The sequence below is a fragment of the Oscillibacter sp. 1-3 genome, assembly GCF_000403435.2.
In the GTDB taxonomy this organism is placed as follows: Bacteria; Bacillota; Clostridia; order Oscillospirales; family Oscillospiraceae; genus Oscillibacter.
Genome location: NZ_KE159711.1, coordinates 369142 through 382222 on the forward strand (window position 1 = coordinate 369142; position 13081 = coordinate 382222).

The window sequence follows — 13081 nt, forward strand, 5'->3', positions numbered from 1 at the left end:
TATGGCTGAAAACAGGAGATTTTACTATCTCAAACTGAAAGAAAACTTCTACAACAGCGAGACAATGGTTGTGCTGGAAAGTATGCCGGACGGCCTGTTGTACTCGAATCTGCTGCTGAAAATGTACCTTATGTCACTGAAAAGCGGCGGAATCCTCATGCTCAACGAGCATCTTCCCCACACCGTCCAGACCATCGCCACCTTCACCCGGCACCAGATCGGCAGCGTGGAGAGGGCAATCAAGGTGTTCATGGAATTTGGCCTTGTGGAAGTCCTGACAGACGGCGCTTTCTACATGGCCGACATTCAACTGCTAATTGGTCAGTCCTCCACCGAGGGGGAGCGGAAGAAGCGGGAACGGAGCCGGTTGCAGCGTCAAAAACTGCTGCCCTCCGGCAAAGTGGACATTTGTCCACCCATAGACCCGGTGGACAAATGTCCCCCTATATTAGAGATTAGAGATAAAGAGTATAGAGATAAGAGTATAGAGAATAGAGAGGGGGAACGCGCCCGCACGTTGGGCCGTTACCAAAATGTTTTTCTGTCTGCTGGTGAACTGTCCGAACTGCAAGCCGACTTTCCTACCGTCTGGCAGGAGTACATCGAAAGATTGTCCGAGTACATGGCATCCACGGGCAAACAGTACCGGAGCCATGCCGCCACCATTCGCCGTTGGATAGCGGATGACCGCCGCAAGGCCGCCCCCCCTGCCCGTGACCGGGATTATAGCGTCAGCGAGGAGGACACCGTATGATGGAACTGACCGAGGAAATCCGAGCCGTCATCGACAAGACCACTGCTGCCATGAAACTGGGAGAGGGCGAGTACATAGCCCCGGCTGATGGGCTTGTCCATTGCCGGAAGTGCGGCGCACCCCGGCAGACTGTCATTCGCTCCCCCTTTGGCGGCTATATCGCTCCCCGGTGTGTCTGCCCTTGCCAGCAGGAGAAAGAACGCCGCCGCAGAGAAGCCGAGGAACGCCGCCAGCGCATGGAGCGTATCAGGCGGCGTAAGGCCCAGGGACTTCAAGACCGCTACCTCTACGGCTACACATTCGCCCATGACAACGGCGAGAAACCTGTTATGGCGAAAGCCCACGCCTATGTCAATCACTGGCCCCAAGCGTTCAAGAAGAACATCGGCCTGTTGCTGTTCGGTGACGTTGGTACGGGCAAATCCTTCCTGGCCGGGTGCATAGCGAACGCGCTTTTGGAACGGGACGTACCTGTACTCATGACCAACTTCCCCACCATCCTGGCCCGCCTGTGCGGGACGTTCGGAGAGGACAGGACGGCATTTCTGAACAGCCTGGGAGACTATGACCTCTTGATTATAGACGACCTGGGCGCGGAGCGCAACACCGAGTATGCCCTTGAGCAGATGTTTTCCATCATCGACAGCCGATACCGCTGTAAAAAGCCGCTGATCGTGACCACCAATCTGAAGCTGGACGAATTGAAGCACCCGCCCGATCTGGCCCATGCCCGTATCTATGACCGGATTTTAGAACGCTGCGCCCCTATCCTCTTTGCCGGGAAGAACTTCCGGGAGGACAATGCCGCCAGCACCAAAGCGGCGGCGCGGCGTATCGTGTCACCTGATAATCAAAAAAATTGAAAGGAGCAGCCTATGGCAAAAATGAAAGCAGTTACCCCTACCACATCCACCCCGCAGGCCAAGCGGACATTGGAGAAGCGTATCGGCCACACCACCTATGAGGTGCATATCTGCTTCAATGAGCAGAGCAAGGAGAGCATGAATGATAAAATCTGCCGCCTTATCAAGAATCAAATTGCGGATAGCCAGTAAAAATTGCAAAAGGCAGTTGGCATCACGCAGATTTTGTGATATATTGGTGTTGCCGCAAATGAGCTGGCTGTCTCGAAAGGATGGCGCATTATGACAAGACAGCCAGAAAAGGACACCGCAATCTACACCAGATTGTCGCGCGACGATGAATTACAAGGTGACAGTAACTCCATTATTCATCAAAAGGAACTGATTTCCAAGTATGCTGCTGACCATGGTTTTCGGAATATCCGCTTTTTTGTAGATGACGGATTCTCTGGAACAAATTTCCAACGTCCGGGTTTCCAGGAAATGCTGTCCGAGATTGAAGCCGGGAAAATCGGAACCGTCATTGTCAAGGATATGTCCCGGCTGGGCCGTGACTATCTGAAGGTTGGATTTTATACAGAAATTTTCTTCCCTCAGAAGGGTGTCCGCTTTATCGCAGTTAATAACGGAATCGACAGTGAAAACCAGCAGGAAACGGATTTTACCCCGTTTTTGAACATCATGAACGAGTGGTTCGCAAGAGACACCAGCAAGAAAGTTCGGGCCATCAAACGCGCCCAGGGCATGGCTGGAAAGCATACTGCCGTTCACCCGCTCTACGGCTACAAGAAAGACCCGGACGATCCGGAGAAGTGGGTTATTGACGATGAAGCTGCCGAGATCGTCCGGCGTATCTTCCGTATGACCATCAATGGCAAAGGCCCTTATGAGATTGCCACAATTCTGGAAAGAGAACGCATCCTCTGCCCGTCTGCCTATCTTGCGGAGCGCGGCGCAGGAAACCGGCGCAACAGCGATTTTGCCGACCCCTGCCGCTGGTGGGGGACTACCGTTTCCTACATCCTCAACCGCATGGAATACATGGGCCATACCGTCAATTTTAAGACGGAAAAGACCAGCTTTCGGGATAAGCGGCGGCATCTCACCCCCAAGGATAGCTGGGTGATTTTTGAGAACACCCAAGCACCGATCATTGACGAGGAAACTTTTCAGACGGCGCAAAAGCTGCGCAAAACCGGACGCCGCCCTACCAGCCTGGGAGAAGCCAATCCGCTGACTGGACTTCTCTACTGCGCCGATTGCGGAGCGAGACTGTATAACGAGCGTGGGGACAATGGCAAGGGGCATTTCAGAGATTCCTATGCCTGTTCCAGCTATCGCAAACGTACCAGCGATTGCACCATGCACTTTATCCGCACCGAGGTTGTGCGGGACTTGATTCTGTCGGCTCTGCGCTCTATTTCAGAGTATGCCAAAGCCAATCGAGAAGCCTTTGAACGGTTGGTAATGGACACGACCTCTGACCGCCAGACACAGCAAATGAAGGAGAGCCGGAAAGCCCTGACAGACGGGCAACGGCGATATGATGAACTGGATGTGCTAATTCAGCGCACCTATGAGGATCACGTTGCGGGTAAACTGACAGACAAGCGATTTCTGAAACTTTCCCAGCAGTATGAAGCGGAACAGGAGCAGCTTGAAAGCGAGTTGAAGCGTCTGGCCGCTGAAATGGAAACGATGCAGGAGCAGACTGGCAGGGTGGACAAGTTTATGGCCTTGGTTGACCGCTACACCAGCTTTGACGAGTTGACCACGCCCATGCTCAATGAGTTTGTGGAGAAGGTCGTTGTCCATGAGCGTGTGAGTGTAGGCCGATACAAGCGTAAGCAGAGGGTTGATGTTTATTTCAACTTCATCGGGCTGGTGGAACTGCCCACCGAGCCGGAGGACGAAGCCCCCGCTGCCGCAGAACCGCCCCAGGAGCGGTATGTGGCCGTGAATACCAGCTTTGCCCCGCTGGGCGAGTACCTTTCCCAGCAGACGGAGAACAGCGTTACCCTCTCTTTCGCAGACGTTGAGCGGGTGATCGGAAAGCCCCTCTGCAAATCGGCGTTCAAATTCTACTCCTATTGGTATCCTGGCGGCAACCGCCCGATCTCCAATGTGATTTACAACGCTGGCTTTGATGTTGACCGGGTTGACCTCAAAAATCAACTGTTATACTTGATTCGGGCCGCATAACTGAACATTTAGCAACCCAACCGGACACAGTGAGCAATTCGCTGTGTCCGGTTTTTGCGTTTATTTGAAAAACATACTTGACAAAACGCACTGGACTTTGAAACCTTCGCCATCTACAAATGGATTCTCAAGGCGTTTGTCGCCGTGTACCTCGTCACCCACACCTTTGATATTACCATGGCAATCTTTGAGATGGGCCAGAACGTGGTACAGCAGAGCGCCGGGATTATCACCGGCACCACCAGTCTTGACTTTGCTGCGGTGATAGGGGACGTGTCTACGCAGTTGGAGGCCATGGAGCTGGGTGAGTTGTTCGGACTGCTGGTGGAAACCATGCTGCTGAAACTCACCATGCCTATTCTGTCCTTCTGCATTATGCTTGTGCTGGTGGGCCGGATGATAGAAATTTACATCTATTGCTCCATCGGCGCGATTCCCTTCGCCACCATGACCAACCGGGAGTGGGGGCAGATGGGCAACAACTACCTGCGAGGACTCGTGGCCCTAGGGCTGCAAGGCTTTTTTATCATGATCTGCGTGGCGATTTATGCCGTTCTGATCGGGCAGATCACCACCGGCGGCAGTATTCATGTTGCTATCTGGCAATGCGCCGGGTACACGGTGCTGCTGTGCTTCTCCCTGTTCAAAACCGGCGCGGTCAGCCGGTCTATTTTCAATGCACATTAAAATGAGAAGGAGGATTGCAATTTGAGCGAGAACAGAGCGCCGGAAGCTGGTGCGGAAGCCCCTTCCGTCCCTGGTGTGGACGTGAAAATCTATCTGCCCAAGGACCCGGACAAGGACCATGGCAAGCTGCTGGGCTTCGCCAGCGTGAACCTGGGCGGCGTGTTCGCCGTCAACAACATCCGCATCTACAACACGGAGAAGGGGCCGTATGTCTCTATGCCCAGCACCAAGGGGCAGGACGATAAATACCACCCCATCTGCTGTCCCACCACCAAGGAAATGCGGCAGGCTTTGAACACCGCTGTTTTGAGTGCGTATGAGAAAGCAGTGGAGCAGGAGCGCCCCCCCTCCGTGCGCGGTGCGCTGAAAGAAGCCGCAAAGGAGGCAGCGGATCGGCCTGCCCCCGCCCCTCAGCGGGCGGCGGACAAGGGGGAGCGGTAACGTGCTGTCCCTGATCCCTGTTTCCCTGAAAGAAGCCAATGCTTTTGTAGCCGCCCACCACCGCCACCATAAGCCCGTCACCGGCCACAAGTTTTCCATTGGCTGTGCGGCAGAGGGACGGCTGGTGGGCGTTGCCATTGTGGGCCGTCCCGTGAGCCGCTATCTGGACAATGGCCTGACGCTGGAAGTGACCCGGCTCTGTACCACGGGCGAGAAAAACGCTTGCAGTATGCTGTACTCTGCGGCGGCGAGGGCGGCAAAGGCTATCGGCTACCGCAAGATCATCACCTACACGTTGGACACGGAGGCCGGAGCCAGTATCCGGGCAGCGGGCTGGACGTGTATGGGGCAGGCAGGGGGAAAACGCTGGACCGGCAAACGCTGTCCCGCTGTGGACCTCTGCCCGCCGCAGATGAAATTGCGGTATGAGAAATTATTATAAAGGAAGGAGACGTTCATGGACGCAGAAAAATTGAATCAGGCACTATATGATAAGATGGCGGCGGAACAGGAGCGGTTCAAGCACGGGCTGTTGGGCATGACAGCGGAGGAAGCCCTGAACCATGCCTATGAGTACGCCATGCGGGAGGATATTCTGATGTCGTTGGAGGTGCAGGACCTCCCCGCACCCCAGGCGGCAGCGTTGCTGGAATCCCCCTGCCCTCTGGCGGATATTTACAAGGACTTCCGGGATATGGAGACGGGTCACATGGACAATATCCGGGAGTGTATTGAGGATAGGGCCGAAAGTCTAATGGAGGCCCAGCGGGAAACTGCCCCCATTATCCCGATTTATCCGCACACCGGCGAATATGCCAGGGAGCATGGAGAGTTGGACGCTTTCCTCGCCTCCCTGGAAACGAATGTTGCCTGCCGGGATGCTATTGAGACGGCAATTGGGGAGGGCTTTGATGGAATGAGTCTCCATGCTGACACAAAGGGCGTACTGGCGGTGTTTGGTGCGGAACGTGTAAGTCATGTACTGGCTGCTACCCTTCAAGGTATAAGGAACGATCCCCGTGTTTCCAGCGGCAATCAGGCGTGGGCGGCAACTGTCCCCATGTTTGATACCGTGAGCCGTCACCGAGACTATCTCATCACAAGCCATCCTGGTGTTTTAAGCATCTTCGTTACACAGACACGGAAGGAAATGGACGCTATGCAGAAACAGACGGAGAAGAAGCCCTCCATTAAGGCCCAGCTCGCGGCAAAACCCGTCCCCGGCGACCAGCCCGCCGCAAAACCGAAAGATCGGGAGGTGCGGTAAATGCCCTTTGTCCCTGTCCCGAAAGACCTCGCCAGAGTAAAGACGAAGGTGGCGTTCAATCTGACCCAGCGGCAGCTCATATGCTTCGGCGCGGGCGGTCTGATTGGCGTACCTACCTATATGCTCACCCGGAACAATCTTGGCAACGAGGCGGCGGCTCTGCTGATGATCGGCCTCATGCTGCCCTTCTTCCTGTTCGGCATCTACGAGAAGGATGGACAGCCCTTGGAGAAGGTGCTGGGCCACTTCATCCGGGCACAGTTCCTCGCCCCCAAGGTCCGCCCGTACCAGACCGACAATCTGTATGCCGCCATGGAGCGGCTGAATCATCATGAAAAGGAGGTTCATGCTATTGCAAAAAAAGCAGGAAAAGCAAGCAAAAAATCTGCAAGCGGCAAAAAGACAGCACAAAAAAGATAAGGCCGACCTGCGGGACACCATCCGCCTGACCCCTGACGCCAAGCTCACCAGCCGCCAGAAGCGGCGGCTGTCCGCTTCCGTCCAGAAGGCCAAGCGAGACGGCAAAATCCCCCGCACCGCCCAGCAGACCATCCCCTACCGGGAGATGTGCCGGGACGGTATCTGCGTGGTGTCGGAGCGGTTCTTCACCAAGCAGGTACAATTCTACGACATTAACTACCAGCTCGCGCAAAACGAGGATAAGAACCTGATCTTTGAGAACTGGTGCGATTTTCTCAACTACTTTGACAGCTCCATCCGCGTCCAGTTCTCCTTCCTCAACCAACCCGCCGATATGGAAGAACAGCGCCAGTCCATCCATATCCCCGATCAGGCGGACGCCTTCAACTCCATCCGGGAGGAATATTCGGATATGCTGCAAGGCCAGCTCTCCAAGGGGAACAACGGCCTGACCAAGACCAAGTACATCACCTTCGGCGTGGAGGCGGACAGTCTGAAGGAGGCCAAGCCCCGGCTGGAACGCATCGAGGCGGACGTGCTGGCTAACTTCAAAACCCTGGGGGTCCGGGCGCACTCCCTCAATGGCTATGAGCGGCTGGCCGTCCTTCATAAGATGTTCCACCCGGCGGACAACCAGAAGTTCCGCTTTGCCTGGGACGCCATCTATAAAACCGGCCTTTCCAGCAAGGACTTCATTGCCCCGGACAGCTTCACCTTCAAGAATGGCCGGATGTTCCAGATCGGCAGGACCTACGGGGCAATGTCCTTCCTGCAAATCCTGGCCCCGGAGCTGACCGACCGGATGCTGGCGGACTTCCTGGACCTGGAAAGCAGCATGGTGGTCACGCTGCATATCCAGTCCATCGACCAGAGCGCCGCCATCAAAAATGTGAAGCGGAAGATCACCGATTTGCAGAAAATGACCATTGAGGAGCAGAAAAAAGCAGTCAGAACCGGATACGATATGGACATCATCCCCTCTGACCTCGCCACCTACGGCGCGGAGGCCAAGACGCTGCTGGAAGATTTGCAGAGCCGGAATGAGCGGATGTTTCTCGTCACCATGCTGGTGATGAACACGGCGGAGACGCGGCAGAAGCTGGAAAACAACGTATTCCAGGCGGCGGGCATCGCTCAAAAGTACAACTGCGCCCTGCGGCGGCTGGACTACCAGCAGGAACAGGGCCTAATGTCCTCCCTCCCCCTGGGCCTCAACCAGATCGCCATTCAGCGGGGCCTCACCACCAGCAGCACAGCCATATTCGTGCCCTTTACCACACAGGAACTTTTCATGCAGGGTGAAGCCCTCTATTACGGCTTAAACGCCCTTTCCAACAACTTAATCATGGCAGACCGCAAGAAACTTAAAAACCCCAACGGCCTGATCCTCGGAACCCCCGGCAGCGGCAAGTCCTTCTCCGCCAAGAGGGAGATCACCAACGCTTTCCTGATTACCAAGGACGATATTGCCATCATAGACCCAGAGGACGAGTATTCGCCCCTGGTGCGGCGGCTGGGCGGGCAGGTGATTGACATTTCCCCCACCTCCGACCAGTACATCAACCCCATGGACATAACCCTCAACTACTCGGAGGATGATAACCCCCTGACGCTGAAAAGCGACTTCATCCTCTCCCTCATGGAGCTGATTGTGGGCGGCAAGGCCGGGTTGGAGCCGGTGGAGAAAACGGTGGTGGACCGCTGCGTCCATATGGTCTACCGGGAGTACCTGCAAGACCCCCGGCCTGAGAAAATGCCGGTGCTGGGGGACCTCCACGCGCTGCTCTGCCAGCAGCCGGAACCGGAGGCCCAGCGGCTTGCCACGGCGCTGGAAATTTACGTTTCCGGCAGTCTGAACGTATTCAACCACCGGACCAACGTGAAAATCAACAGCCGGATCGTGTGCTACGTCATTAAAAAGCTGGGGAAACAGCTTAAAAAGTTCGGTATGCAGGTGGTCCAGGACCAGGTGTGGGGCCGGGTCAGCGAGAACCGGGAAGCCCACAAGTCCACCCGCCTCTACATTGACGAAATGCACCTGCTTCTCCGCGAGGAACAGACCGCCGCCTACACGGTGGAGATTTGGAAACGGTTCAGAAAATGGGGCGGGATCCCCACCGGAATTACCCAAAACGTCAAGGATTTGCTTTCTTCCCGCGAAATTGAGAACATTTTTGAAAACTCCGATTTTGTGTATATGCTCAATCAGGCGGGCGGCGACCGGCAAATCCTGGCGAAGCAGCTCAATATCTCCCCTCACCAGCTTGGCTATGTGACCAACTCCAACGCTGGCGAGGGGCTTTTGTTCTTCGGGAGCGTCATTATCCCCTTTGTGGACCATTTCCCGAAGGATACGGAACTCTATGAAATCATGACCACCCGCTTGGAGGACCTTGCGGCGCAGTAAAGGAGGTGCTGACCCATAGACCCATTGCAGAGTAATGAGACGATTCAGCAGTTTATGAAGCTGCTGGAGGAAAACAACCGGCAGGGGCAGGCGCAGGATTTGTCTCTCCTGATGTTCTACATGGACGGCATGACCCGGCAATTCGAGGCTGTATCCCAGGAATTGCAGGAGGTCCGCCAGCAGCTTGCCCAGGCCCAGGAATCCCCGGCGAAAAAGGCCATTGGCCGAATGGTGGAAGCCCTGGGGCACAAGGTAGAGCAGGCGCGGGAGGCACTGGATGATCTGCGGGAGAGAATCACGGATTGCGCCAAAAATGCTGTGGAAAACTTCAAGGAGGCGGGTGTGACCGCATTGGATAAGGCCGTGTCCGCCATTGAAGTCAAAAATGTGCTGGAATCCTTGCAGGAGAAGATCAGTGGCATGATTGCTGACACGAAGCAGAACATTGAAAAGGTGGAGAGCATCGGCCATGAGCTGCGGAGCGTGGGCGGTCATTTGAAGAACGCCGGACGTACCCTGACCGGCAAGGAGGCGCAGACGGTGGACGGCGGGCAGGAGGGGCGTTTTCAGTCCGTGGTGCTGGCCCCCATGCGGACCACACAAAAGCTGCTGTCCGGCATGAACAACGCCACCCTTGCCGCTATCGGCGGGATGGAGAGTTTGGAGCTGTCGGCGGAGGCCGCACGGGAGGCGCGGACGGAGCGTCAGGCGGAGAAAAAGCCCTCCATCCGGCAGGCATTGGCGGAGAAACGGGCGGAAGCCGCTGCCCAGCCCGCCCCCGCGCAGGATAAAGAGCATAAGGCCCCGGAGGCGGCTCTATGAGCGGCAAACGGTTCCAGTCCAGGGCGAAAACGGTGCAGAAGCTGGGCCGGGACGGTCTGGTGGAGCAGAACATGGCTACTGGTGAGGAAAAGCGCGTCAGCCAGCGGACGGCGGATGTATCCTTCGGTCCGGCCCGTCCCCAGGAACAGGCGGCGGGCCACCGCGCGGTTCAGCGGAGCGGCGGCGATTCCGTTTCCCCTGGCAAGAAACGGCGGAAACAGCCCCGGCCCGTCCAGCAGACAGCGGAGGAAGCGGTCTACGCCGCCCAGGAGCCGGTCAGCGTACCGGATACTCCTGTCCCGGAGGTTTCCTCCATGCGGATGGCGGCGGACGCGCCCATGATGGCTGCTCCCGTCACCAGCGAGGACCCGCCGCCCCCGCCGCCAACCTCCCGGAGACGGCGCAGACGGAACAATCGTAAAAAATCCAAGCAGCGGCAGGCGGCGAAGCTATCCCCGGATGCCGCCCGATCTCTGGACGGCCAGCCCATGCGCGGCGCTGGTGACGCCCCCATGCAGAACCGGCCTCCCGGCAAGGGACAGAAGCCCCCGGTGAAGCGTCCGCCCCGTCCGGTAGAGGGCGGTGGGCGGCTGCAATTCAAGGATGCGGAGGGCGAACGGCCTGTTTCAGATGGTGAGCCGCCAGCAGATACCAAAGCCAGAATGAAAAAACGGCAGGCGCGGCGGTTTGCCCCGGATGCCGCCCAGCCTGCGGCCCCCGGTGAACAGCGTCCCTCCCGCCTTATGGACGATGGTGGCAGACGGCTTCATTTTGAGGATACAAAGGAATCAGCCCAGACCCCTGACGCTGAACCGTCTGCTGATGCAAAACGGGCGGTAAAGAAGCGGCAGGTGATGGACCATGCCGCAGATGCCGCCCACGCCCAGCCGGAGGACGGTCAGCAGGAGGAACCGTCTGTTTCTACTGACGGTGAGGCGGACACCCGCCAGCGGGACAGCCCCCAGCCGGAACCCAAGGCCCCGGAGCTGTCCGCTGTGCCGGATGATCGTGGAGCGTATCAGAAACGGCAGGCGGCAAAGTTAGCCGCCCACTCCGCCGCGCCCATTTCTTCAGAGCGGAAGCGGCTGCAATTTGAGGACCCGCCGCCCAAGGCTGGTGATACTTCGTCCCAAGCCCCCGCGCCCAAGGAGGACGCCCAGCCGCCCAGCCGGAACTATCAAAAGGCCGTGCGCCGGGTAGAACGTGCGGAGGGTCAGGTGGAACAGGCGCGGGAGCATCTTCCCACCAAGCGCCGGTTATCCTTCCAGCCGGAGGTGGAGGTTGAGACGGGCAGGACCCGCCGCCGTCTCCACTTTGAGCAGGAGGTTTTGCCGGAATATAGACCACCCTCTCTGCCCGCCCGCGCCGGTGGCATGGCAAAGACGGCGGCGGTGATGAAGCTCCACGGCAAAATCCATGAATCGGAGCGTGACAATGTAGCGTTGGAGGCCACCCACAAAAGCGAATTATTTATGGAGCAGGGTGTGGGCCGTGCCCTGCGCTGGCAGAGAAACCGCCGCCGCTCCAAGCCCTACCGCGCCCTGCGCCAAGCGGAGCAGCGGGTGGCAAAGGAAAATGTCAAGCTGGCATGGCAGACTGCCCTCCGGGACAACCCGGAGCTGCGGCGCAAAAATGCCCTCGCCAAGTGGATACAGAAGCAGAAGATCAAGCGGAAGTATGCCCAGGCCGCGCATGAGGCCAAGCAGACGGCGCACTTCACCCAAAACGTGGTCCACGCCACCGGGCAGATCGTCCGGGCGGTCCAGCAGTATGTAGCGGCACGAAAATCTCTGCTGCTGGTGGTGGCAATGCTGGCTATGGTGGTGGTGTTCTTCTCCGCTGGCATGACCTCCTGTACCGCCATGCTCTCCGGCTTCCAGTCCTCCTATATTTCAGCGTCCTATATAGCGAATGAGCAGGATATTTGCAATTCGGACCTTTACTACACGGAAATGGAGACGGATTTGCAGATAGACATTGACAAAACGGAGGAAAATTACCCCGGCTATGACGAATACCGCTACAACATCGGGGAGATCAGCCACAACCCCTATGAGCTGATGGGCTACCTCTCCACCATGTTTAACGCCTTTACCTTTGAGCAGGTCCAGGCGGAGCTTGCGCGGCTGTTCGGGGAGCAGTACACCCTTACGCGGGAGGTCATTGTGGAAACCCGCTATGACGGCAACAGCAACCCCTATGATTGGTATGTTCTGCAAACCACCCTGACCGTCCGGCCCCTCTCCGGCATTATCGCCGGAAGCCTGTCCGCCGGTGAGCAGGCGGACCGCTACAACGTGTACCAGCAGACCCTCGGCAACCGGCAGGCGTATGGGAACCCCTTTGACTTCCCGTGGCTGGGGTACGTCTCCAGCAGCTACGGCTACCGGGTCCACCCCATCAGCGGGGAGAAGAACCTGCACCGGGGCGTGGACATTGCCGTGGCTCAGGGGACCCCCATCAAGGCAATCCATGACGGGCGGGTGATCTCTGCCGGGGACGCTGGCAGCTACGGACTGTGCGTGGTGATCGAGGACGAAAAGGGCTATCAATCCCGGTATGCCCACTGTTCCAGCCTCTCCGTCAGCGCAGGCCAGGAGGTCAAGCGGGGGGACGTGATCGCCGCCGTGGGCAGTACCGGCAACAGCACCGGGCCGCATCTCCATCTGGAGATCATGCTGGACGGCAAGTACCTGAACCCCTACTATTTCGTGGACACCGGCTATGACGGCTCAACTGCTGGGGCCATTCCCGGCGTACCGGGCGGACCTGTCATCCCGGACTACCCCGGAGAGCCGCCCACCAACGACACATTTGCTGCAATGCTGGCCGAAGCTGAGAAATATCTTGGCTATCCCTACGTTTGGGGCGGCAGCAGTCCCAGCACATCCTTTGATTGCTCTGGCTTTGTGAGCTGGGTTATCAATCACAGCGGATGGGATGTAGGGCGGCTGGGGGCGCAGGGCCTCTATAACATCTGCACCCCTGTATCCATGGCGAACGCCCAGCCCGGTGATCTCATTTTCTTCTGGCACACCTATGACGCGCCGAACCCCAACGGCGTGACCCATGTGGGCATCTATGTGGGCAACGGGCAGATGATTCACTGTGGGGACCCCATTTCCTATGCCAATATCAACAGCAATTATTGGCAGTCAAAATACTATGGAATGGGCCGTCTGCCCTGATTTTTACAACATTTTTGAAGGAGCGTGATA

Annotated in this window: 12 protein-coding genes and 1 pseudogene; all 13 read left to right on the forward strand. The window is 57.3% G+C overall.

The window, feature by feature from the left end:
- The first annotated feature begins 1 nt into the window (after position 1).
- The 13 genes and pseudogenes from C816_RS20110 (at position 2) to C816_RS25770 (ending at position 13051) form a co-directional block, all read left to right on the forward strand.
- Positions 2 to 754, forward strand: coding sequence for a phage replisome organizer N-terminal domain-containing protein (locus C816_RS20110; RefSeq protein WP_016324253.1), 753 nt, complete (start codon positions 2 to 4; stop codon positions 752 to 754).
- A complete protein-coding gene (locus C816_RS20115) occupies positions 751 to 1617 on the forward strand; it encodes an ATP-binding protein (RefSeq protein WP_016324254.1) in 867 nt (288 codons plus the stop codon). The genes C816_RS20110 and C816_RS20115 overlap by 4 nt, the downstream gene beginning before the upstream one ends.
- 12 nt (positions 1618 to 1629) lie before the next feature.
- Positions 1630 to 1809 carry a transposon-encoded TnpW family protein gene (locus tag C816_RS20120; protein ID WP_016324255.1) on the forward strand — a complete coding sequence of 60 codons (180 nt, stop codon included), beginning with the start codon at positions 1630 to 1632 and terminating at the stop codon, positions 1807 to 1809.
- A 90-nt stretch (positions 1810 to 1899) separates the two neighbouring features.
- The gene (locus C816_RS20125; protein ID WP_016324256.1) at positions 1900 to 3819 is read left to right on the forward strand and encodes a recombinase family protein; all 1920 of its coding nucleotides are present in this window, start codon (positions 1900 to 1902) and stop codon (positions 3817 to 3819) included.
- A gap of 90 nt (positions 3820 to 3909) precedes the next feature.
- Entirely contained in the window at positions 3910 to 4506 is a 597-nt protein-coding gene (locus C816_RS20130; protein WP_256378442.1) for a VirB6/TrbL-like conjugal transfer protein, CD1112 family, read from the forward strand.
- Positions 4507 to 4527: 21 nt separating this feature from the next.
- Complete coding sequence (locus tag C816_RS20135) at positions 4528 to 4947, forward strand: SpoVG family protein (RefSeq protein ID WP_016324258.1); 420 nt, start codon at positions 4528 to 4530, stop codon at positions 4945 to 4947.
- A 1-nt stretch (position 4948) separates the two neighbouring features.
- The gene (locus C816_RS20140; RefSeq protein ID WP_016324259.1) at positions 4949 to 5389 is read left to right on the forward strand and encodes an XF1762 family protein; all 441 of its coding nucleotides are present in this window, start codon (positions 4949 to 4951) and stop codon (positions 5387 to 5389) included.
- Between the two features lie 15 nt (positions 5390 to 5404).
- On the forward strand, positions 5405 to 6214 hold the full coding sequence (locus C816_RS20145) for a DUF3848 domain-containing protein (RefSeq protein WP_016324260.1): 810 nt from the start codon (positions 5405 to 5407) through the stop codon (positions 6212 to 6214).
- Positions 6215 to 6634, forward strand: a complete 420-nt coding sequence (locus C816_RS20150) for a PrgI family protein (RefSeq protein ID WP_040656260.1) — start codon at positions 6215 to 6217, stop codon at positions 6632 to 6634. It abuts the gene before it with no gap.
- Positions 6561 to 9041, forward strand: a complete 2481-nt coding sequence (locus tag C816_RS20155; RefSeq protein WP_016324261.1) for a VirB4-like conjugal transfer ATPase, CD1110 family — start codon at positions 6561 to 6563, stop codon at positions 9039 to 9041. Before C816_RS20150 ends, C816_RS20155 begins: the two co-directional genes overlap by 74 nt.
- Positions 9042 to 9065: 24 nt before the next feature.
- Positions 9066 to 9863: a DUF6674 family protein gene (locus C816_RS20160; protein WP_051147126.1), complete on the forward strand. Its 798-nt coding sequence runs from the start codon at positions 9066 to 9068 to the stop codon at positions 9861 to 9863.
- Between the two features lie 1472 nt (positions 9864 to 11335).
- Positions 11336 to 12031, forward strand: a pseudogene (locus tag C816_RS25765) (CD1108 family mobile element protein); the annotation flags it as partial.
- Between the two features lie 261 nt (positions 12032 to 12292).
- Complete coding sequence (locus tag C816_RS25770) at positions 12293 to 13051, forward strand: peptidoglycan DD-metalloendopeptidase family protein (protein ID WP_371254435.1); 759 nt, start codon at positions 12293 to 12295, stop codon at positions 13049 to 13051.
- Positions 13052 to 13081: the final 30 nt, after the last annotated feature.